We start from the raw sequence: 20,615 nt of genomic DNA, 5'->3' as shown, positions 1-20,615 counted from the left end.
GTCGTGCGGGAGGGCACTGTGCGGCTCCCGGATGCTTCCAGATCTTCATCGAAGAAAGCAGGCGATCCAGCGTGTCGAGCCAGGTGACGGGCCTCGGGGTCTCGAACGAAGGAGAGTTCGGAGCCAACGAATGGCTCGTCGACGAGCTGTACGAACAGTTCAAGATCGACAGGAACTCCGTGGACAAGGCATGGTGGCCCGTTCTCGAGGCCTACCATCCGGTCGACGAGGCGAGTGCCGCCGCGGCGCCGTCGGTGCCCACGCAGCCCGCCTCGGAGGGCGCGAACCCGCCGGCGACGGCTCCGGAAGCGAGCGAGCCCCGTCCGGTGACGGCGCCCATCCCCGTGATCGGCGCGCAGCCCGTCGCCCGCACCACAGCCCGGCCCGCTGCTCCGCAGCCGATCCCGGCACAGGCGCCGAAGTCGCAGCCCTCCGCAGCCGCCGAGAGCACGGAAGAGGACAAAGTCACCCCCCTGCGCGGCATGACCAAGACCCTCGCCGTCAACATGGACGAGTCGCTCACCGTCCCCACGGCGACGAGCGTCCGCACCGTGCCGGCGAAGCTCATGATCGACAACCGCATCGTGATCAACAACCACATGTCGCGCACCCGCGGCGGCAAGGTGAGCTTCACGCACCTCATCGGCTGGGCGATCATCCGGGCCCTCAAGGAGTTCCCGAGCCAGAACGTCTTCTACGCCGAGATCGACGGCAAGCCCTCGGTCGTGGCGCCGGCCCACATCAACCTCGGCATCGCGATCGACCTGCCCAAGCCCGACGGCACCCGCGCACTGCTCGTCCCCAGCATCAAGCGGGCAGACCAGCTGAGCTTCGGCGAGTACCTCACCACGTATGAAGACCTGGTGAGCCGTGCACGCAACAACAAGCTGACCGCCGCCGACTTCCAGGGCACGACGATCTCGCTCACCAACCCCGGCGGAATCGGCACGGTTCACTCGGTCCCGCGCCTGATGAAGGGGCAGGGATGCATCGTCGGCGCCGGCGCCCTCGAATACCCGGCTGAGTTCCAGGGCGCGAGCGACAAGACGCTCAACGAGATGGCGATCGGCAAGACGATCACGCTCACGAGCACCTACGACCACCGCGTCATCCAGGGCGCCGGCTCGGGCGAGTTCCTCAAGAAGGTGCACGAGCTGCTGATCGGGCAGCGCAACTTCTACGAGGACATCTTCGCGGCGCTGCGCATCCCCTACGCCCCCATCCGCTGGGCCGCCGACATCAACGTCGACCTCGCCGAGCGCGTCGACAAGCAGGCGCGCGTGCAGGAGCTCATCAACTCGTTCCGCGTCCGCGGCCACCTGATGGCCGACATCGACCCGCTCGAGTACGTGCAGCGCACGCACCCCGACCTCGAGATCGAACAGCACGGCCTGACCTTCTGGGACCTCGACCGCGAGTTCGTCACGGGCGGCTTCGGCGGCAAGCGCACCATGAAGCTGCGCGACATCCTCGGCGTGCTGCGCGACTCGTACTGCCGCACCATCGGCATCGAGTACATGCACATCCAGGACCCCGAGCAGCGCAAGTGGTTCCAGCAGAACGTGGAGCTGAAGTACCAGAAGCCGGGTCACGCCGAGCAGCTGCGCATCCTCGACAAGCTCAACCAGGCTGAGGCGTTCGAGACCTTCCTGCAGACGAAGTACGTCGGCCAGAAGCGATTCAGCCTCGAGGGCGGCGAGTCGCTCATCCCACTGCTCGACGAGATCCTCCAGGGAGCGGCTGAAGCGGGGCTCGACGGCGCCGCGATCGGCATGGCCCACCGAGGCCGCCTCAACGTGCTGACCAACATCGCCGGCAAGACCTACGGCCAGGTGTTCCGCGAGTTCGAGGGCTCCGTCGCGATCGGCTCGAAGAGCGGGTCCGGCGACGTCAAGTACCACCTCGGCACCGAGGGCACGTTCGTCGCCGACGGCGGCGAGCAGCTGCCGGTGTACCTCGCCGCGAACCCGTCGCACCTCGAGACCGTCGACGGCGTCCTCGAGGGCATCGTCCGCGCCAAGCAGGACCGCAAGCCCATCGGCTCGTTCTCGTGGCTGCCGATCCTCGTGCACGGAGATGCCGCGTTCGCCGGCCAGGGCGTCGTGTTCGAGACGCTCCAGATGTCGCAGCTGCGCGCCTACCGCACCGGCGGCACGGTGCACGTCGTCGTCAACAACCAGGTCGGCTTCACCACCACACCCTTCGACGCGCGCACGTCGGTGTACGCCACCGACGTGGCCAAGACGATCCAGGCCCCGATCTTCCACGTGAACGGCGACGACCCCGAGGCCGTGACGCGGGTGTCGCAGCTCGCGTTCGCCTACCGTGAGCGGTTCCACCGCGACGTCGTGATCGACCTCGTCTGCTACCGCCGCCGCGGTCACAACGAGGGCGACGATCCGTCGATGACGCAGCCCCTCATGACGAACCTCATCGAGGCGAAGCGCTCCGTGCGCCGCCTCTACACGGAGGCTCTCGTCGGTCGCGGCGACATCACGCAGGAGGAGTACGAGAAGGCCAAGCAGGATTTCCAGGGTCGCCTGGAGGTCGCGTTCGCCGAGACGCACGCCGCCGAGACCGGACCCTCTCCGATCGTAGATGCGGATGCCGAGCCCGAGGGCCCCGTGGCCGGCGAGCCCGACACCACCGGTGTCTCGCGCGAGGTCGTGAGCATGATCGGCGATGCCTTCGTCAACAAGCCCGAGGGCTTCACCGTCCACGCCAAGCTTCAGCAGCTGCTCGACAAGCGCCTCGACATGAGCCGCAACGGCTCGATCGACTGGGGCTTCGGCGAGCTCCTCGCGTTCGGATCGCTGCTGCTCGAGAAGACGAACGTCCGCCTCGCCGGCCAGGACGCCCGCCGCGGCACCTTCGTGCAGCGCCACTCGGTCCTCCACGATCGCGCGAACGGCCAGGAGTGGATCCCGCTCGCCAACCTGTCGGACGACCAGGGTCGCTTCTGGGTGTACGACACCCTGCTGAGCGAGTACGCGGCGATGGCCTTCGAGTACGGCTACTCCGTCGAGCGCGCCGACTCCCTCGTGCTGTGGGAGGCGCAGTTCGGCGACTTCGCCAACGGCGCCCAGTCGGTCATCGACGAGTTCATCTCGTCCGCCGACCAGAAGTGGGGACAGCAGTCCGCCGTCACCCTCCTGCTCCCCCACGGCTATGAGGGCCAAGGACCCGACCACTCGTCGGCCCGCATCGAGCGGTACCTGCAGATGTGCGCGCAGGAGAACATGACCGTCGCTCGTCCCTCCACGCCCGCCTCGTACTTCCATCTCCTGCGCCGCCAGGCGTACGCACGGCCGCGGCGTCCGCTCATCGTCTTCACGCCGAAGGCGATGCTGCGGCTGCGCGGCGCCACGAGCCCGGTGGAGGACTTCCTCACCGGTCGGTTCGAGCCCGTGCTCGACGACAACCGCGGCATCGACAAGTCGGCGGTGAAGCGCGTGCTGCTGCACTCCGGCAAGATCCACTGGGACCTGCGGGCCGAGCTCGACAAGAACCCGAATCCGGCGATCGCCCTCGTCCGCCTCGAGCAGTTCTACCCGACGCCCGTCGAAGCGCTCAACGCGGTCGTCGGCGAGTACCCGGACGCCGAGCTGGTGTGGGTGCAGGACGAGCCCGAGAACCAGGGCGCCTGGCCGTTCATCGCCCTCGAGGTGAGCAAGCACCTGCAGGGCCGCACCGTCCGTCGCGTGTCGCGTACGTCGGCGGCTTCCACTGCCACCGGCTCGCCGAAGGTGCACGCTGCCGAGCAGGCCGAGATCCTGAAGAAGGCGCTGACGCTCTAGCCAGTCGGCGCCGGCGACGTCAGCGGCCGACGTCAGAGCGGGTCGACACCGGCGCGCTCGAAGGCGGCGGCCGCGGCATCCGCCGATGCCATCCGATCCGACGCCACCAGGCCCAGCCGGGTGCGGCGGTCGAGCAGGTCGTCGACGTCGAGGGCGCCCTCGACCGCGATGCCCCAGTGCAGCTCCTGTGCGGTGACGCCGCATGCGGCCGCCGGTCCGCCGGGGAGCGACGCCGCGAACGGCGCCTCCGCGCCGTAGCGGCGGACGAGCCGGGCGGGAGAGGTGATCTCGCCCAGGCGGTCGCGCGGCCACGCGCCGACGAGGGGGATGTGCCGTGTCGATGACGCCGGAAGCTCTACGCGCGCGAACCGCCGGTCCGCCACGGCGTCGACCGCGTCCTCGGCCATGCGCCGGTACGTCGTGAGCTTGCCGCCGACGACGCTGAGCACACCCGACGGTCCTTCGAGGATGGCGTGCCGACGCGAGAGGTCGCTCGTGTCGGCGCCCTCCACCCCGGCATCGGACCCGCTGCTCGCCTCGGCCCCGGCGAGCAGCGGCCGGAGCCCGGCGAAGGTCGCGATGACGTCGTCGCGGTCGAGCGGGCGCGCGAGGACGGTGTTGACCGTGGTGAGCAGCATGTCGATCTCCGGCTCGGTCGCCTCTGGCTCGTCCGGCAGTGGTCCGTCGGCCGGAACGTCGGTCAGCCCGATGTAGGTGCGGCCGTGAGGCGCCGGGAGCGTGAAGACGAACCGGCTCGCCGACCCCGCGACCGGCACCGTGAGCGAGACGTCTGCGCCGCCGAGCCGCTCGGACGCGACGACGAGGTGGGTGCCGCGACTCGGACGCAGCCGCACGCTGGGGTCGAGCTCGCCCGCCCAGACGCCCGTCGCGCTCACGACGGCGCCGGCGCGAACGGCGATCTCGCTCCCACTCACCGCGTCACGCAGGACGGCTCGGTCGCCGACGGCCGAGATCGCCTCGACGCGGGTGAGGACGGATGCGCCGTACCCGGCGGCCGTCCGGGCGATCGCCACGACCAGCCGCGCGTCGTCGATGAGCTGCCCGTCCCATCCGCGCACGCCGCCCCGCAGGCCGTCCGGCCGGACGGCGGGTGCCCGGCGGAGGGTCTCCGCGGAGCCGATCATGCCCGGGGCGCCGAGCACCGCACCCGGGGTTCCGACGAACCGCCGCAGCCCGTCGCCCAGCCCATAGCCGGCGCCCACGAACGCCCCGCGCGGGAGGTGACCGGGCGCATACAGCGGGACGATCTGCGCGAGCGGGCGCGTGAGGTGAGGCGCGATGCGCGTCATCAGGAGGTGACGCTCCGACGCGCTCTCGTGAGCGATGCCGACCTGGCCGGAGGCGAGGTAGCGCAGCCCGCCGTGGATGAGCTTCGAGCTCCAGCGGCTCGTGCCGTGGGCGAGATCGCGCCGCTCGACGAGCACCGTGCGCAGGCCTCGGGACGCGGCATCCAATGCGATCCCGGCTCCGGTCGCTCCGCCTCCGATCACCAGCACGTCGACGACCGGGTCGGCAGCGAGCGCCTCGAGCTCGCGCGAACGCCGGGCGGCGCTCAGCGCCGACGGGAACGGCGTGCGGCCGACGATGCGGGCCATCAGACGGCCTTCGGGCCGAGGTAGCCGCGCAGTGCAGCGCCGAGCTCGGCTCGCCAGGCGTCGGCGGGCAGCCACTCTGCGACGAGCGGCGCCGACTGCACGGCGGACTGCGTGATCAGCAGCACCATCGCCGCGAGCCGTGCGGGATCGCCCTCGCGGACGGCGCCGGTCGCCTGGCCGGCGGCCAGCCGACGGGCGGTCTCGGCGTGGATGACGCGCTGGCTCGTACCGAGTCGATCGAGGATGTACCGCGCGAACAGCTCCGGGTCGGTGTCGCGCAGGCGGTCCACGAGGGGCATGCGCCGGATGCGATCGGCCGTCTCGACGAGCAGTCCTACGGTCCCCTCGAGGTCTGCGCCATCGGCGGCGTCCGCCGGAAGCGCAGCGACGAGCTCGCGAGTGACCAGAGCGGCGAAGATCGCCTGCGCGTCGGGCCAGTACCGGTAGAGCGTCTGCCGCGCGATGCCGCACCGCCGCGCGATGTCGGATGCGGTGGTGCGGCGGATGCCGTGCGCCAGCACCTCGGCGAGTGCGGCGTCGAGAATCGCCGTCTCGGTCTCGTGCGCAGCGTCGACCATGTGACAACCATACAGAATGTGTCATACTGTCGCGATGACCGCGATGGCGCACTCCGGCTCGTCCGCTCGTCCCCTGGCGGTCCCCGCACCGCGCCCGCGATCGACATGGGACGCCTGGGGCGATCAGTCCGCCCACCTTCCTCACGGGGCGAAGGCGATCATGGCGGCGCTGCTCCCGGGCAAGGCACACCCCGTCGCTCGCCGCGAGCGCCCTGCGCTGACGCCTTCGCGGCTGACGGAAGCCGACCTCGCCGCGCTGGCCCGCATCGTCGGCGACGCCCACGCCACGCAGGATGACGCCGTGCGCGCCCTGCACCTCGGAGGCAAGAGCACCCCGGATCTGCTGCGCCGCCGCCTCGACGAGCCGCAGGCGGCGCCCGACGCCGTCGTCTCCCCAGGCGATCACGCCGAGGTGGCCGCCCTGCTCGCGGAGTGCGCGCGCCTCGGCCTCGCGGTGGTGCCGTTCGGCGGCGGCACGTCCGTCGTCGGCGGGGTCGACCCCGTCGCCGGCTCCCACCGCGGCGTGGTCTCGCTCGACCTCGCGCGCACGGCGGCGCTCCTCGACCTCGACGAGACGTCGCTGCTCGCTGCTTTCGGCGCCGGCACCACCGGTCCCCAGGCCGAGGACCTCCTGCACGAGCGCGGCTTCACCCTCGGCCACTTCCCCCAGAGCTTCGCCTACGCCTCCCTCGGGGGGTACGCCGCGACACGCTCCAGCGGTCAGGCTTCGCGCGGCTACGGCCGGTTCGACGATCTGGTCCACGGACTGCGCGTCGCCACCCCCGTCGGCGACCTCCGCCTCGGCCGCGCACCGGCCAGCGCGGCCGGTCCCGACCTGCGGCAGCTCTTCCTCGGCTCGGAGGGCGCCCTCGGCGTGCTCACCGAGGTGACTGTGCGCATCCGCCCGGTCCCGGCGGTCACCGCCTACGGCGCCTGGAGCTTCCCCGACTTCGCCTCCGGAGCCGCTGCCTTCCGCGAGGCGACGCAGCGAGGCATCCGCCCCACCGTCCTGCGGCTGAGCGACGAGACCGAGACCCGTGTGAACGCGGCGATGGGCGGGCATGTCACACGTCTGCGCGGATGCCTCGCCGTCGCCACGTTCGAAGGCGCGAGCTCGGGCGAGGCTCAAGCTGTGCGTGCAGCGCTCGACGGGGTCTTCGCGGCGCACGGGGCGAAGTCGCGGGGCGAGGATCCTGCCCGCTCGTGGGAGCGCGGACGCTTCTCGGCGCCGGCGCTGCGCGACACGCTGATGGACTCGGGCGTCCTCGCCGAGACCCTCGAGACTGCGACAACCTGGGCGGCGCTGCCGTCGCTGAAGGCTGCCGTGACGGCCGCGCTCGTCGAATCGCTCACCGAGGCCGGCACCAAGCCGATCGTGCTGTGCCATATCTCGCACGTGTACCCGGCGGGCGCCTCGCTCTACTTCACCGTGGTCGCCGCGCTCACCGACGACCCGCTGGCACAGTGGTCGGGGGCGAAGGATGCCGCGTCCCGCGCGATCTCCGCGGAAGGAGCCACGATCACCCATCACCACGCGGTCGGCCGTGACCACCGCGACTACCTCGAGGCCGAGATCGGTCCGATCGGCGTCGAGATCCTGCGCGCGGTGAAGGCGGTCGTCGACCCTGCAGGGATCATGAATCCCGGCGCGCTGATCCCCGCTGCGGAGCCGGACCCCACGTGAAGGTCGCGCTCCTGGTGAACCCGACGGCGCGCGGCGGCGCGCACGCCGGCGCGGCCGCGGAGGCCGCCGAGCGTCTCCGTGCGCGGGGCGTCAAGACGGCGATCATCAGCGGCGGGAGCGCGGCCGAGTCGAGCGAGCTGCTGCGGGCGGCGGTCGCGCTCGGAACCGACGCGGTCGCGGTGGCCGGGGGCGACGGCACGGTGCACCTCGCGATCCAGGAGATCGCGGGCACCGGCATCCCACTCGGCATCGTGCCGTCCGGCACCGGCAACGACTTCGCCGCGATGCTCGGACTGCGCGAGCTCGACGTCACGGCGGCGGCGGACGCGATCGCCGCCGGCAGGACACGCACCGTCGACCTCGCACGGGTGACGCGGGCAGACGGGTCGGCGACCTACTTCGGCACGGTGCTGGCGAGCGGGTTCGATTCCCGGGTCAACGACCGGGCCAACGCGATGCGATGGCCGCGCGGAGGCTCGCGTTACAACATCGCGCTGCTGCTCGAGTTCGCGACGCTGGCGGGCATCCCGTACGAGGTCGATCTCGAGCTCGCCGACGGGACTCGGGAGCGCGTCGCGCGTGACCTGGTGATGGCGACCGTGGGGAACGGCCGCACCTACGGCGGCGGCATCCCGATCTGTCCTGACGCCGATCCGGCCGACGGCCTGCTCGACGTCGTGCTCGTGCGGCCGGCCGGTCGCCTGCGGCTTCTCCGGCTGCTTCCCCGCGTGTACGCGGGGACGCACGGCGGCATCCCGGAGGTGAGGATGCACCGTGTGCGGTCGGTGCGACTGTCGTCACCCGGGGTCACCGCGTATGCCGACGGCGACCCCATCGGGGCGCTGCCGCTCACGATCGACGTGGCCGCCCGCACGCTCACGGTCTTTGCGCCGGCGGGCTGACGCCTGTCGACAGCGTCAGCGCCCCGGGGTCAGTGCGTCGCCTGGAGGGCCCGCAGCTTAGCCAGCACCTGGTCGCGCAGCTCCTCCGGAGCGGTCTCCTTGCACGCACGCGCGACGACCTCGGTCAGCGTGGTGGCGACGAGCGCCTCGTCACGGCATCCTTGGCAGTTCTCGAGGTGCTCCGCGATATCGGTGTGCTGTGTCTTGCACACCTCGTTGCGGAGGTACTCCTCCAGGTCTCGCCGCGCCTTCTCGCAGCCGCAGTCCGTCATTTCGTGCTCCTTGTGGCGGCAGTGGAGATGCCGCGCTCATTGGCGTAGTCGGCCAGCAGTTCACGAAGCATTCGCCTGCCACGATGCAGGCGGCTCATGACCGTGCCGATGGGGGTCTTCATGATGTCGGCGATCTCCTGGTAGGCGAAGCCCTCGACGTCGGCGAGGTACACCGCCAGCCGGAAATCCTCCGGGATGGACTGCAGCGCGTCCTTGACCACCGAGGCGGGCATATGGTCGATCGCCTCCGCCTCAGCCGAGCGGGTGCTCGTGGCTGTGGTGGACTCGGCGCCGCCGAGCTGCCAGTCCTCGAGCTCGTCGATCGTGCCCTGGTAGGGCTCGCGCTGCTTCTTGCGGTACGTGTTGATGTACGTGTTCGTGAGGATGCGGTAGAGCCACGCCTTGAGGTTCGTGCCCTGCGTGAAGGTCTTCCACGAGGCGAACGCCTTGACGAAGGTCTCCTGCACGAGGTCGGCGGCGTCCGCCGGATTGCGCGTCATGCGCATCGCGGCGGCGTACAGCTGGTCCATGAAGGGCAGCGCCTGCTCTTCGAACTGCCCGCGCGTGTCCTGCACCTGCTCGATCGGCTCGCTCATCACGCGCCAGTCTACGGCGATGAGCCCCGCATCCGAGGGGTCCTGCACAGGCGCCTCCGTATCGAGGCGATCGAGGGTGGCGATCATCCGTCTCCGCTTCCATGACGTCGATCCCGGCCGTGGGGACGGGGTTCAGTAGGGTAGAACCCGATGACAGGCAGCGGCTATTCCCCTTCCACCGCGCCGGGTGGGCGCGGACGCTGGCGTGCGCCGGTGGCGGCGGGTCCGCTGCACGCCACAGTCACCGTCCCGGGGTCGAAATCCCTCACCAACCGGGAGCTGATCCTGGCCGCTCTGGCCGACGGTCCGAGCCGCCTCATGGCGCCGCTGCATTCCGATGATTCCGCCCGCATGATCGAGGCGCTCAAGGCGCTCGGAGTCGGCATCGCGCTCGAGCCGGGCGCCGGCCGATTCGGCGACGACATCATCGTCAGCCCGATCTGGCCCCTCCGCGGCGACACCGAGGTCGACTGCGGGCAGGCCGGGACGGTCATGCGGTTCGTGGCGGGCCTCGGCGGCTTCGCCCGCGGCGACGTCACCATCACCGCACACGAGAGCGCCCTGCACCGCCCGATGGGCGCCATGATCACCGCGCTGCGCGACGTCGGCGTCGACATCGACGACGGGGGCCGCTGGGCCCTCCCGTTCATCGTGCGCGGCCACGGCCACACGCGCGGCGGCGAGGTGACGATCGACGCGAGCGCGTCGAGCCAGTTCGTCTCCGGGCTGCTGCTCGCCGCTCCCCGGTTCGACGTCGGACTCCACCTCCACCACGCCGGGGCGCGCCTTCCGAGCATCCCTCACATCGACATGACCGTCGAAGCGCTCGCGCACCGCGGGGTCCACGTCGAACGGCCAGGTCAGGGCGAGTGGATCGTCCCCGCCGGGCCCCTGCGCGGCAAGGACGTCGCCATCGAGCCCGACCTCTCCAACGCCGCCCCGTTCCTTGCGGCGGCGATGGTGGTCGGCGGCTCCGTCTCCGTCACCGGCTGGCCGGCGCACTCCACGCAGCCCGGTGCGATGCTCACCGAGATCCTCGCGCTCATGGGCGCCCGCGTACAGCGCCGGGGCGGTGCGCTCACCGTCACGGCGGGTGCCGGCATCCAGGGTGTCGACCTCGACCTCTCGGCGGCGGGCGAGCTCACGCCGACGATCTTCGCCCTGGCCGCGTTCGCCGAGACCCCGTCGACGCTGCACGGCATCGGCCACATCCGCGGACACGAGACCGACCGCATCGCGGCACTCGTCGGCGAGCTGCGGGGCCTCGGGGGCGAGGCCGAAGAGCTGCCCGACGGCATCCGCATCGTGCCGCGTCCGCTCCACGGGGGCGCCTGGCACGCCCACCACGACCACCGCATGGCGACGACCGGCGCGCTGATCGGCCTCGCCGTGCCGGGCGTCGAGGTCGACGACATCGGCACGACGGCCAAGACCATGCCCGAGTTCCCCGAACTCTGGCAGGCGATGATCGACGACGACGGCAGCGCCGCCGGCCATCACGCGGAGACGATGCAGGCATCGTGAGCTGGCTCGACGATTCCGACGAGGACGACGAACCCGAGTTCGACGAGGCCGACGTGCGCGTCCGCCCGAACCCGAAGGCGAACCGGCCGCGCACGAAGCGTCGACCTGCCCACGCCGACGCCCGGATCGCGCGAGTGCTCGGCGTCGACCGCGGCCGCTACAGCGCGCTGGTCGACGAGGACGGCCCCGACGAGCACACGATCTCCGCCGTGCGGGCTCGCGAGCTGCGCAAGACCCCGATCGTCACGGGCGACCGCGCGCGGGTGGTCGGCGACACCACCGGTGATCAGGGCACGCTGTCGCGCATCGTCGGCATCGAGGAGCGCACGTCGCTGCTCCGCCGCAGCGCCGACGACACCGACCAGGTCGAGCGGGTCATCGTCGCCAACGCCGACCAGATGCTCGTCGTCGTCGCCGCTGCCGACCCCGAGCCCCGCGCGCGGCTCGTCGACCGCTACCTCGTTGCGGCGCTGGATGCCGGCATCCGTCCCCTGCTCGTCGTCACGAAGACCGACCTCGCCGACCCGTCCGAGTTCCTCGGGCACTTCGAGGGTCTCGACCTCGAGGTGTTCACGAGCGCGCTGGGCACCGACGACGACCCGGCGGCCGGAATGCCGCTGGATCGCATCGGGGCAGCGCTGATCGGCCATTCGACCGTGTTCGTGGGTCACTCCGGCGTCGGGAAGTCGACGCTCGTGAACGCGCTTGTGCCCGAGGCGCGGCGGGCGACCGGCCATGTGAACGAGGTGACCGGCCGCGGGCGCCATACGTCGAGCTCCACCGTCTCGTACCGCTACCGCGGCGACGGCGGCAGCGGCTGGGTCATCGACACACCGGGTGTGCGGTCGTTCGGCCTCGGCCACGTCGACCCGGCCAACATCCTTCGCGCGTTCACGGATCTGGCCGAGATCGCCGAGGAATGCCCGCGCGGCTGCACCCACCTCCCCGATGCGCCCGACTGCGCGATGGCCGAGGCGGTCGCCGAGGGGCGCCTGGGCCCGGGCGGCGATGCCCGCCTCGACTCGCTGCAGCGCCTGCTCGAGACGTTCGCCAAGCGCGACCCCAACACCCTGCGCGACGGAGCCTAGGCTGGAGGGGTGACCACGCGCCTCGAACCCGGCTCCCCCGCTCCCGACTTCACGCTCGTCGACCAGGACGACCGCCCGGTCTCCCTGGCGTCACTGCGCGGCGGGGGCGTCGTCCTCTTCTTCTACCCCGAGGCGATGACCCCGGGATGCACCACCGAGGCGTGCGACTTCCGCGACAGCCTCGCCCCGCTGCAGGCCGCCGGCTACACCGTGCTCGGCATCTCGCGCGACGAGCCCGAGAAGCTGCGGCGGTTCCGCGAGCGCGACGGCCTCACGTACGACCTGCTGAGCGACCCCGACCACGCGGTCCACGAGGCGTACGGCGCGTGGGGCGAGAAGCTCAACTACGGCAAGACGGTCACGGGCGTTCTGCGCTCGACGTTCGTCATCGACGCCGACGGACGCATCGAGCACGCGCTCTACAACGTCAAGGCGACCGGCCACGTGGCGCGCGTCCGCAAGCTCGTCGGACTCGACGCTGCGTAGGGCGAGCTCTTCCCGGCGGCTGTTCAGATCAGCGGATGCCGCCTCCGACGGCCGCCCGTCGGGCCTGGCTCACTCAGCGCTGGGCTCTGTCCGAGCGCGCTTCCCCGCCTCGCGCACGGCGAGGATGAGGAGCACGAGCACCACCACAGCGGGCGTGGCGATCAGCAGCGCGACGATCGGCTCGGCGTAGGAGCCCGTCGCCGCCCCCAGCGCGACGGCCAGGACCAGCAGCTGGGCGACGATCGCACCCGAGCGGCCCCACGACTGATCGCGCCAGATCCCGACGGCGAAGGCCAGGACGATCGCGGCGCCCACGGCCGACAGCACGATGAGCGCCAGCGCGCTCTCGATCGACGCGGTGTCGCCCGCGACGACGGCGACGATCTGCCACACGGTCAGCGCGACCAGGCCCAGCCCCCCCAGTGCGACGAGCACGGCGGCGGTGCGTCCCAGCGTGTTTGTTCGCATACCTAACGATTTCTCCAGTGACGGGCCCGCGGATTGTGCGAACTCTCTATGTCGCAAAGGGAATACTCAGCAAGCTGCACAGAATCCTGCCCCGGATCCCTTGATTCAGGTAAACCGCTATGGGACGATTGGTGAAGCCGTGTGCTCCCACAGCGAAGTGGGGCGGGCGATTGCTCGCACATCCCACAGGGTACCGGACCCGAATTCGGTGTCCTCATTTTCAAGACCCTCTCGTATCAAGGAGCACCATAATGGACTGGCGCGACAAGGCCGCCTGCCTGACCGTCGACCCCGAGCTGTTCTTCCCCGTGGGGAACACCGGACCGGCCGTCGATCAGATCGAGAAGGCCAAGTCGGTCTGTGCACGCTGCACCGTGACCGAGATCTGCCTCCAGTACGCCCTCGAGACCGGACAGGATTCCGGCGTCTGGGGCGGGCTCTCCGAAGACGAGCGCCGCGCCCTCAAGCGCCGCGCCGCCCGCGCCCGCCGCGCTTCCTGACCCGGGCCGGGTCCTGGCGGCGGGCCTGCAGCTGGCGTACACGCCGTGTCTCACAAACGGCGGGTCGCGGCATCCATCACCCACACCGAGTGCGACGCGGCGCTGCGCTGTGTCGCACAAACTGTGGGCGACGACCGCGCAAGCCGCCGCAAGTGAGACACGCTGGCGCCGAGCGCCGGGTCGCTCAGTCGCGCGAGCGCTCGATGTAGCGCAGCGGGATCTCGATCGTGACCTCGGTGCCGCTGCCCATGATGGTGTGCCAGTCGATCGTGCCGCCCAGCTCGCCCTGGATGAGCGTGCGGACGATCTGCGTGCCGAGGCCGCGACCCACCTGCCCCTCGGGCAGACCGGAGCCGGTGTCGCGCACGCGCACCTCGAGGTGCTCGTCGGTGCGCTCGGCGATGATCTCGACGTCGCCCTCCTGACCGGCGAGCCCGTGCTCGACGGCGTTCGTGACGAGCTCGGTCAGGGCGAGCGCGAGCGGCGTCGCGTATTCACTCGGCAGCGTGCCGAAGCGCCCCGTCGAGTGGGTTTTCGCGCGCGTGTTGGGGGCGGCTGCCACCTCGGCGACGAGCTTCAGCACGCGGTCGAACACCTCGTCGAAGTCGACGTTCTGCGCCAGCCCCTCGGACAGCGTGTCGTGCACCACGGCGATCGCCGACACGCGGCGCATGGCCTGCGTCAGCGCCTCGCGCGCCTCTTCGCTGTGGGAGCGGCGCGCCTGGATGCGCAGTAGCGATGCGACCGTCTGCAGGTTGTTCTTGACGCGGTGGTGGATCTCGCGGATCGTCGCATCCTTGGTGATGAGCTCCTGCTCCTGGTGGCGGATCTCGGTGACGTCGCGGCAGAGCACGATCGCGCCGATGCGCTTGCCGTGATCTCGGAGCGGGATCGTGCGCAGCGACACCGTGACGCCGCGCGCCTCGATGTCCGAGCGCCACGGCGCGCGGCCGGCCACCACGACGGGGAGTGACTCGTCGAACTGGCGCTTGCCGGGCAGGATGCGCGTCACGACCTCGACGAGCGACTCGCCCTCGAGCTCGTCGTCGAATCCGAGCCGGTTGAACGCCGAGAGCGCGTTGGGGCTCGCGAACGTCGTCATGCCGTCGACGTCCAGGCGCACGAGCCCGTCCGAGGCTCGGGGCGCTCCGCGGCGCGGCGAGGTCGGCGCGTTCATGTCGGGGAAGTCCCCCGTCGCCACCATTCCGAACAGCTCGTCGGCGCAGTCGTTGAACGTGATCTGCTGACGCGACGGCGTGCGCGCCTCGCCGAGGTTGGTGTGACGCGTCAGTACGCCGACCGTCTGCAGGCCCTCAGCCGCGCCCGACCGCACGACCGGGACGGCGCGCACACGCGTCGGGGTCTCCTCGAACCAGTCGGGTGAGGCGGAGTCGACGATGCGCCCGGTCGCGAAGGCGTCGCGCACCTGCGTCCGCCACTGCGGACGCACGCGGTCGCCGACGATGTCGCGGTAGAAGAGCGTGGCCGCGCCGCTGGGGCGGGTGTGCGCCACAGCGACGAAGGAGTCATCGGATGTCGGGACCCACAGCACGATGTCCGCGAAGGCCAGATCGGCGAGGAGCTGTCCGTCGCCGGCGAGACGATGGAGCCACTCGACGTCCTCCGCGCTCGAACGGCCCTGGGCGTACACGAGATCGCTGAGGGTCGACACGCTCCCAGCCTAGACGGCGCGCGCGAGACGCTCCGTCGACGGGACGCGACGACGCCGTGCCGGGCGCTCCGCGGCGGGAGGCGCGACGATAGCCTCGCCCACGAACCGGCGCAGCCCGAGCGTCATCGGAGACTTCGGCGAGACCTCGGCGATCGGCCGGGCGGCGAGCAGCGCCGCGTCGGCCGACCTCGGGTCCTGCGGCAGGAACCACACGTCCTCGATGCCGCCGAAGCGGTCCAGGGTGCGGCGGACCTGACCGCGGGCGTCGATGCCGAGGGCACCGGGACGCAGCCGGTTGGCCAGGACCGCGATCGGCGTCGCACCTATCGTGGCGCGCAGCTCGGAGTGCGCACGCAGGAAGCGCGACACCCCGACCGGGTCCGCACCGGCCACGGCCACGACCAGGTCGGCCGAGCGCAGTGCGCCCAGCGTCGCGGCGTTGCGACGGGGACCGTCGAGGTCGCTCATGATCTCCTCGTCACGCTCGAGCGACGAGGAGACGTCGACGACGGTGAAGTCGGCCCAGTCGCGGCAGACCGCGAGTGCGCCCTCGACGCGCCGCTCACTCAGCTCCGGCCAGCGGGACGGCCGGTTGATGCCGGTCAGCACGTCCACCCCCGACCGACCGAGGGGCGTGCTCACGCGGGACAGCTCCCGCGCGTCGAGTCCTCCGAGCTCCGCCTGACGACAGGCCGCCGCGAAGCCGGGGCCCTCGTCGGCCAGTCCGAGGGCGAGCGCGATCGACGGCGCGTGCGTATCGGCGTCGACGAGGCCGACGTGCCGGCCGCCGCGTGCCAGCTCCACGGCGAGCTCGATCGCCACGGTCGAGCGACCCGGTGCGCCCGCCGGACCCCACACGACGATCACCCGAGGAGCGGACGGCGCCGACGCCTCCGGAGCGGCCGCCGGCGCAGGCGTGGACGCCAGCACGTCGGCCAGGCGCCACGGCTCGACGTCGATACCGACCGCCCGCTCGAGCCCGAATGCCGCCGCCAGCCGCTCCGACGCCGGGTCGGCGCACAGCGGCACGATCCGCGTCGAGGCGCGGTCGCACAGCGCGACGACCGAGGCGGTCACGGTGTCGCGCGTGACCTCGAGCACCACCGCATCGGCGTCGGCGACAGCCCGCAGCACCCGCTCGCCCTCCGAGCCGGACGGGCCGTCACCGGCGACGAACGAGAGAGCGGATGCCTCGACCACCGCCACGATGTCGAGCCCTTCGCGGCGCAGGCCGTCGGCCAGCGCGTGCCCCACGTCGACTGCGACGACGACCTTCACGAGCCCGCGCCCGCCGTCGGAACGACCGAGAGCGCCGACTGGTCGGCCATGGCGGCCAGCGCGGCCGCGACATCCGCTCGCGGGATCACGAGCTCCACCGCCGAAGCGCCGCCTCCCATCATCGAGTCGTCGCGGACGACCGAGACGACCGTCGCGTCGGCGACCAGGATGCGTGGCTTGGCGTAGTCGCCTCCTTCCTCCAGCGGCGCCGCCCACACCTCGACCACGGAGCCGGTGTCGACCGATGACGGAACCTCGACGGCGCTGCGCACCACGACGTTGGTCGTGCGGGATCCCGTCGCATCGCCCACTGCGGCGGACGGGACGAGCTCGCCCTCGGCGATCGTGCGGGTGGCGACGACGTCGCCGTCGAGCTGACCGGGCGTCAGGTATGAGACGCCGAGCGACCCGAGGGCGACATCCACTTCACGCAGGTCGTCGGCCGTGATGGCCTCACCCGGGACGATCGTGCGGGCGGCCGCGAACGCGGGTGCGGTCTGTCTCGCAGCCGAGACGACGAACCACACGCCGGCGACGGAGGCGACGATCAGCAGCACGCCGAGGAGGAATCGGGCGTCTCCCCAGAAGGCTCGGCGAGGGGTGCGGGGGGCGTCGAGGGCGGTCATCCACCCATCGTCACCCAGGCCGCCGATCGGCCGATTTCTTTATCCACAGCCGCATGGCGCCCGAGCCCGCTGCTCCGGGGCGAGGCCATAATGGGGGCATGCCCGAAATCCCGACTTCGGACGTGCGTCTGCTCGCTCCCGCCCAGGTGGGAGAGGTACTCGGCGTGTCGGTCGACGAGGTCATGGCGCTCGTCCTTGACGGTCGCCTGCGAGGCATGCGAGTCGGCTCTCCCACGCGCTGGCGTGTGGAGGAGGCGAGCGTCGCCGCCTACCTCGACGACCAGGCCGAGGAGGCCCGCCGCACCGCGCTGTGGCAGCAGGCGCAGAACGCGAGCTTCCCCGAGCTGTGGGGCACGGGCTCCGTCCGCCACCCCGACTGACGGCCCGCACGCCTGGGCGGCGGGCGCCCGCACGCCTTGGCACCGGCGCGCCCGGTGCCACCCGGCCGCCCCGGGTCACAGAGCCGGGGCGCTCCCCTCGACCCGCACCCACGCGACCGCGGCGAACGGCACGATGCGATGTCCCGCGATCGCGTCGGCGCGTCGAGGCGTTCCGGGCTCGTGCAGTGCGAGGTCGAAGTGATCGGCGCCGGCTCGATCGATCGTGCCGGTCAGCGCTCTGCCCGAGGACAGATGGACGACCACGCCCGCGCGGCGGCGGACCAGGTCGCGCAGGACGAAGCCGAACGTCATCCGCTCGGCGAGTGCCGAGCGCGGTGCCGCCGGTCGCGCGCTGCGCAGCAGGTCGTGATGCGGCATCCCGATACCGACGATGGCCGCGAACGGCGCGACGACCGCACCCCCGCGCCCCTCAACCGGCCGCAGGGCGACCCAGTCTGCGCCGACGCCGGTCACGGTGGCGCGCTGCGCGGTGCCGTCGGACAGCTCGATCACGACGACCGCGGCCGCGGCATCCCTCCCCGTCAGCTCACCCAGCCGCTCGTGCAGCGCCACCCGCGACAGCCGCAGCCGCTCGGCCTCGGTGTCGAGCGCGGCGCGCTCCGCCTCCCACTCGGAGGCGAGCTGGTCTTCGAGGTCGTCGAAGAACCGGTCCCAGCGCACCCAGCGAGAGTAGGCCAAACATCACGAGTGGCTAACAAGTTATCCACAGCGGCCCTTCTCGGTTCTCGTTGTGAGTCGACCGTGTGTTCTACTGGCCGCAAGACATCCCCCCTGTCGAGATAGGCACCCATGGCAATGACGCCCGCGGGCTCAGCCCGCGTCTTCCGCGCGCCCGGCGGCGCCGTCGAGCTCTCCGAGTTCTTCGCGCCGCAACGGACGCCGTCCACCGCTCTCCCCGAGCCCGAACCGTTCCTCCGCAACATCACACGCGGTGTGCTCGAAGTGCTCGCGGGCGTGCGCGAAGTCGACCAGCTCGCACGCTGGCTCACCGAAGATCCGTATCGAAAGCTCGTCACGCGATCGAACCTCGCCGCCCGAGCCCGCAACGCGCGCGGCGTGCCTGCGAGGCGCCCGGTTCACGCGATCCTCTCGGTGCACCACTCGACGCCCGCCGACGGCGTCGTCGAGTCGGTCGTGATCGTGCAGGGCCCCGCGCGCACGCGCGCCGTGGCGCTGCGCCTCGAGGGCATGGACGGGCGCTGGCGCGCGACATCCCTCGCGCTGCTGTAGCGAGCCGGCTCGCCCCGCCCCCCAGACTGACGCCAGGGCCTGTCACAGCGTCGTGGCCGGCCCTGCCGTCAGCGCTCGGCGTCCTCGTCGATCAGGTCGAGGAGCGCCTTGAGAGCGTCGCGGATCTCATCGTGGTCGTACTGGCCGGCGCGGCTCTCGCCCGAGATCACGCCCGACCGATGCACCTTGCGGAAGTCGCCGAACGGGAACGAGTAGGCGCCCTTGGTCTCGCGATCCTCGCTCTTGTCGATGCCGAGGTGCCAGTGGGAGTACTCGGTCCACCCCTCCTTCTCGATGAAGGCGTTCTCCTCGTCCGCGGTCGGCGCCGCCTCCGACCATGCATCGCGCTCGTCGCGCACCACTTTGCCCTCGCGGACCAGTGCACGCGCGTGACGCAGGGCCGGCTGATTCAATTCGATGGCCATGGTGCGACGCTACGTCGGTGGCCGGGCGCAGCGGGAGGGGTTGACGGATGCCGCGGCATCCGCTCCCTCACTGCTTGTACGACGACAGGAAGTTGCCGAGACGCTCGATGGCTTCCGACAGCACGCGCGCCTCGGGCAGCGTGACGATGCGAAGGTGATCGGGGGTCGGCCAGTTGAAGCCCGTGCCCTGGACGAGCAGCACGTGCTCGGCCACGAGGAAGTCGTAGACGAGCTTGCCGTCGTCGCGGATGTCATACACCTCGGGATCGAGGCGCGGGAACGCGTACAGCGCGCCCTGCGGCCGCACGCAGGTGACGCCGGGGATCGCCTCGAGGCCTTCCCACGCCGCATCGCGCTGCTCGTGCAGCCGCCCCGTGGGGGCGATCAGCGCGTCGATCGACTGCACGCCCGACAGCGCCGCCTGCACCGCGTGCTGTGCGGGGACGTTCGGGCACAGCCGCGTCGACGCCAGCAGGGTGATCCCCTCGAGGAAGCCGGCGGCGTGCGACTTCGGCCCGGTGATCACGAGCCACCCGGAGCGGTATCCGGCGACACGGTAGGTCTTGGACAGGCCGTTGAACGTGAGCACCAGCAGGTCGGGCGCGACCGATGCCATCGGGATGTGCACGGCCTCGTCGAACAGGATGCGGTCGTAGATCTCGTCCGACAGCACGAGCAGCGAGTTCTCGCGCGCGATCTCGGCGATGCCCTCGAGCACCTCGCGCGAGTACACCGCGCCGGTCGGGTTGTTGGGGTTGATCACGACGATCGCCTTGGTGCGGGGCGTCACCTTCGCGCGGATGTCGTCGAGGTCGGGCTGCCAGCCGTTCTGCTCGTCGGCGAGATAGTGCACCGGAGTGCCGCCGCCCAGGCTCGTCATGGCCGTCCACAGCGGGTAGTCGGGCGCCGGGATGAGCACCTCGTCGCCCTCGTCGAGCAGCGCCTGCATCACCATCGTGATGAGCTCGGACACGCCGTTGCCGAGGTAGACGTCGTCGGGGCCGAAGGGCGGGAAGGTCGGGTCCTGCTCGTAGCGGTAGACGACGGCGCGGCGGGCGGACACGATGCCGCGGCTGTCGCTGTAGCCGTGCGCGTGCGGAACGGCCTCGAGCATGTCGCGCACGATCTGGAACGGTGCCTCGAAGCCGAACACCGCCGGGTTGCCCGTGTTGAGCTTGAGGATCGTATGGCCCTCGTCCTCCAGCCGGTCGGCCTCGACCAGTGCCTGCCCGCGGATCTCGTAGAGCACATCCTTGAGCTTGCTGGACTGGTCGAGCGGGCGGAGGGGACTCATCGGATCAGGATACCGGCGCCCGGCGAAGGCCAATCGACGCCGCGTGGCCGGTCACGTACGTGGCCCGCCGGCGCCCACCGTCGTGAACGAGAACAGGTGATCTGGCGTGGACAGGAGGATACGGGCGGGATCGTCCTGTGTCCGCCAGATCACCTGATCTGGGCAAGTGGAAAAGCGG

General features: G+C 71.3%; 20 protein-coding genes. 9 read left to right on the top strand and 11 right to left on the bottom strand.

The genetic code is table 11. The annotated features are described in order from the left end of the window. Positions 1-71: 71 nt before the first annotated feature. A complete protein-coding gene (locus JX005_RS02555; RefSeq protein ID WP_214465821.1) occupies positions 72-3,797 on the top strand; it encodes a multifunctional oxoglutarate decarboxylase/oxoglutarate dehydrogenase thiamine pyrophosphate-binding subunit/dihydrolipoyllysine-residue succinyltransferase subunit in 3,726 nt (1,241 codons plus the stop codon). A 32-nt stretch (positions 3,798-3,829) separates the two neighbouring features. On the opposite strand, the gene JX005_RS02550 is transcribed toward JX005_RS02555, so the two are convergent. Together JX005_RS02550 and JX005_RS02545 are read right to left on the bottom strand one after the other, a co-directional pair. Continuing rightward, positions 3,830-5,413, bottom strand: a complete 1,584-nt coding sequence (locus tag JX005_RS02550) for a glycerol-3-phosphate dehydrogenase/oxidase (RefSeq protein WP_246533407.1) — start codon at positions 5,411-5,413, stop codon at positions 3,830-3,832. Then, the gene (locus JX005_RS02545) at positions 5,413-5,991 is read right to left on the bottom strand and encodes a TetR/AcrR family transcriptional regulator (RefSeq protein ID WP_214465820.1); all 579 of its coding nucleotides are present in this window, start codon (positions 5,989-5,991) and stop codon (positions 5,413-5,415) included. The genes JX005_RS02550 and JX005_RS02545 overlap by 1 nt, the downstream gene beginning before the upstream one ends. 34 nt (positions 5,992-6,025) lie before the next feature. Between JX005_RS02545 and JX005_RS02540 the strand changes: the two genes are divergently transcribed. Continuing rightward, positions 6,026-7,675, top strand: a complete 1,650-nt coding sequence (locus tag JX005_RS02540; protein ID WP_214465819.1) for an FAD-binding oxidoreductase — start codon at positions 6,026-6,028, stop codon at positions 7,673-7,675. Beyond that, positions 7,672-8,577, top strand: a complete 906-nt coding sequence (locus JX005_RS02535; protein WP_214465818.1) for a diacylglycerol kinase — start codon at positions 7,672-7,674, stop codon at positions 8,575-8,577. Before JX005_RS02540 ends, JX005_RS02535 begins: the two co-directional genes overlap by 4 nt. Before the next feature lie 29 nt (positions 8,578-8,606). On the opposite strand, the gene JX005_RS02530 is transcribed toward JX005_RS02535, so the two are convergent. Together JX005_RS02530 and JX005_RS02525 are read right to left on the bottom strand one after the other, a co-directional pair. Then, entirely contained in the window at positions 8,607-8,849 is a 243-nt protein-coding gene (locus JX005_RS02530) for a zf-HC2 domain-containing protein (RefSeq protein ID WP_214465817.1), read from the bottom strand. Next, positions 8,846-9,532, bottom strand: coding sequence for a sigma-70 family RNA polymerase sigma factor (locus tag JX005_RS02525; protein WP_372447310.1), 687 nt, complete (start codon positions 9,530-9,532; stop codon positions 8,846-8,848). The genes JX005_RS02530 and JX005_RS02525 overlap by 4 nt, the downstream gene beginning before the upstream one ends. 63 nt (positions 9,533-9,595) lie before the next feature. Here JX005_RS02525 and aroA point away from each other — a divergent pair, with 63 nt between their 5' ends. The 3 genes from aroA to bcp are packed head-to-tail and all read left to right on the top strand — an operon-like array spanning position 9,596 to position 12,543. Beyond that, the gene (aroA, locus tag JX005_RS02520) at positions 9,596-10,969 is read left to right on the top strand and encodes a 3-phosphoshikimate 1-carboxyvinyltransferase (RefSeq protein WP_214465816.1); all 1,374 of its coding nucleotides are present in this window, start codon (positions 9,596-9,598) and stop codon (positions 10,967-10,969) included. Next, on the top strand, positions 10,966-12,057 hold the full coding sequence (gene rsgA / locus JX005_RS02515; RefSeq protein WP_214465815.1) for a ribosome small subunit-dependent GTPase A: 1,092 nt from the start codon (positions 10,966-10,968) through the stop codon (positions 12,055-12,057). The genes aroA and rsgA overlap by 4 nt, the downstream gene beginning before the upstream one ends. Positions 12,058-12,066: 9 nt before the next feature. Beyond that, the gene (gene bcp / locus JX005_RS02510; RefSeq protein ID WP_214465814.1) at positions 12,067-12,543 is read left to right on the top strand and encodes a thioredoxin-dependent thiol peroxidase; all 477 of its coding nucleotides are present in this window, start codon (positions 12,067-12,069) and stop codon (positions 12,541-12,543) included. Between the two features lie 69 nt (positions 12,544-12,612). Here bcp and JX005_RS02505 read toward each other — a convergent pair whose 3' ends face one another. Beyond that, positions 12,613-13,011 (bottom strand): histidine kinase, encoded by a 399-nt coding sequence (locus tag JX005_RS02505; protein ID WP_214465813.1) that lies wholly within the window; start codon positions 13,009-13,011, stop codon positions 12,613-12,615. A 251-nt stretch (positions 13,012-13,262) separates the two neighbouring features. On the opposite strand from JX005_RS02505, the gene JX005_RS02500 reads away from it, so the two are divergent. Beyond that, a complete protein-coding gene (locus JX005_RS02500) occupies positions 13,263-13,511 on the top strand; it encodes a WhiB family transcriptional regulator (protein WP_018171995.1) in 249 nt (82 codons plus the stop codon). Between the two features lie 184 nt (positions 13,512-13,695). Here JX005_RS02500 and JX005_RS02495 read toward each other — a convergent pair whose 3' ends face one another. From JX005_RS02495 to JX005_RS02485, 3 genes are read right to left on the bottom strand one after another with little or no spacing between them, the layout of a single operon-like run. Then, complete coding sequence (locus JX005_RS02495) at positions 13,696-15,183, bottom strand: sensor histidine kinase (protein WP_214465812.1); 1,488 nt, start codon at positions 15,181-15,183, stop codon at positions 13,696-13,698. Between the two features lie 9 nt (positions 15,184-15,192). Beyond that, complete coding sequence (locus JX005_RS02490; RefSeq protein WP_214465811.1) at positions 15,193-16,461, bottom strand: CpaE/TadZ family protein; 1,269 nt, start codon at positions 16,459-16,461, stop codon at positions 15,193-15,195. After that, on the bottom strand, positions 16,458-17,087 hold the full coding sequence (locus tag JX005_RS02485) for an SAF domain-containing protein (RefSeq protein WP_214465810.1): 630 nt from the start codon (positions 17,085-17,087) through the stop codon (positions 16,458-16,460). Before JX005_RS02485 ends, JX005_RS02490 begins: the two co-directional genes overlap by 4 nt. A 98-nt stretch (positions 17,088-17,185) precedes the next feature. Here JX005_RS02485 and JX005_RS02480 point away from each other — a divergent pair, with 98 nt between their 5' ends. Continuing rightward, positions 17,186-17,467 carry a helix-turn-helix domain-containing protein gene (locus JX005_RS02480; protein ID WP_214465809.1) on the top strand — a complete coding sequence of 94 codons (282 nt, stop codon included), beginning with the start codon at positions 17,186-17,188 and terminating at the stop codon, positions 17,465-17,467. 75 nt (positions 17,468-17,542) lie between these two features. On the opposite strand, the gene JX005_RS02475 is transcribed toward JX005_RS02480, so the two are convergent. Then, positions 17,543-18,148 carry a hypothetical protein gene (locus tag JX005_RS02475; protein WP_214465808.1) on the bottom strand — a complete coding sequence of 202 codons (606 nt, stop codon included), beginning with the start codon at positions 18,146-18,148 and terminating at the stop codon, positions 17,543-17,545. A gap of 135 nt (positions 18,149-18,283) precedes the next feature. Here JX005_RS02475 and JX005_RS02470 point away from each other — a divergent pair, with 135 nt between their 5' ends. Next, a complete protein-coding gene (locus JX005_RS02470; RefSeq protein ID WP_372447317.1) occupies positions 18,284-18,718 on the top strand; it encodes an Rv3235 family protein in 435 nt (144 codons plus the stop codon). 68 nt (positions 18,719-18,786) lie between these two features. On the opposite strand, the gene JX005_RS02465 is transcribed toward JX005_RS02470, so the two are convergent. Beyond that, positions 18,787-19,143, bottom strand: a complete 357-nt coding sequence (locus tag JX005_RS02465; RefSeq protein ID WP_214465806.1) for a hypothetical protein — start codon at positions 19,141-19,143, stop codon at positions 18,787-18,789. A gap of 67 nt (positions 19,144-19,210) precedes the next feature. Continuing rightward, a complete protein-coding gene (locus JX005_RS02460; RefSeq protein WP_214465805.1) occupies positions 19,211-20,437 on the bottom strand; it encodes a pyridoxal phosphate-dependent aminotransferase in 1,227 nt (408 codons plus the stop codon). Between the last annotated feature and the right edge of the window lie 178 nt (positions 20,438-20,615).

The sequence above is a fragment of the Microbacterium flavescens genome, assembly GCF_018588945.1.
Classification (GTDB): domain Bacteria; phylum Actinomycetota; class Actinomycetes; order Actinomycetales; family Microbacteriaceae; genus Microbacterium; species Microbacterium flavescens.
This window is presented reverse-complemented; position numbering and strand designations above follow the sequence as displayed.

Bases quoted from the DNA above. Each gene is read 5' to 3' on its own strand.
- JX005_RS02500 (WP_018171995.1), top strand. From the start codon at position 13,263: ATGGACTGGCGCGACAAGGCCGCCTGCCTGACCGTCGACCCCGAGCTG.
- JX005_RS02480 (WP_214465809.1), top strand. From the start codon at position 17,186: ATGCCCGAAATCCCGACTTCGGACGTGCGTCTGCTCGCTCCCGCCCAG.
- JX005_RS02470 (WP_372447317.1), top strand. From the start codon at position 18,284: ATGACGCCCGCGGGCTCAGCCCGCGTCTTCCGCGCGCCCGGCGGCGCC.
- JX005_RS02550 (WP_246533407.1), bottom strand. From the start codon at position 5,413: ATGGCCCGCATCGTCGGCCGCACGCCGTTCCCGTCGGCGCTGAGCGCC.
- JX005_RS02530 (WP_214465817.1), bottom strand. From the start codon at position 8,849: ATGACGGACTGCGGCTGCGAGAAGGCGCGGCGAGACCTGGAGGAGTAC.
- JX005_RS02485 (WP_214465810.1), bottom strand. From the start codon at position 17,087: ATGACCGCCCTCGACGCCCCCCGCACCCCTCGCCGAGCCTTCTGGGGA.
- JX005_RS02505 (WP_214465813.1), bottom strand. From the start codon at position 13,011: ATGCGAACAAACACGCTGGGACGCACCGCCGCCGTGCTCGTCGCACTG.
- JX005_RS02540 (WP_214465819.1), top strand. From the start codon at position 6,026: ATGACCGCGATGGCGCACTCCGGCTCGTCCGCTCGTCCCCTGGCGGTC.
- JX005_RS02465 (WP_214465806.1), bottom strand. From the start codon at position 19,143: ATGGCCATCGAATTGAATCAGCCGGCCCTGCGTCACGCGCGTGCACTG.
- JX005_RS02525 (WP_372447310.1), bottom strand. From the start codon at position 9,532: ATGATCGCCACCCTCGATCGCCTCGATACGGAGGCGCCTGTGCAGGAC.
- JX005_RS02545 (WP_214465820.1), bottom strand. From the start codon at position 5,991: ATGGTCGACGCTGCGCACGAGACCGAGACGGCGATTCTCGACGCCGCA.
- aroA (WP_214465816.1), top strand. From the start codon at position 9,596: ATGACAGGCAGCGGCTATTCCCCTTCCACCGCGCCGGGTGGGCGCGGA.
- JX005_RS02460 (WP_214465805.1), bottom strand. From the start codon at position 20,437: ATGAGTCCCCTCCGCCCGCTCGACCAGTCCAGCAAGCTCAAGGATGTG.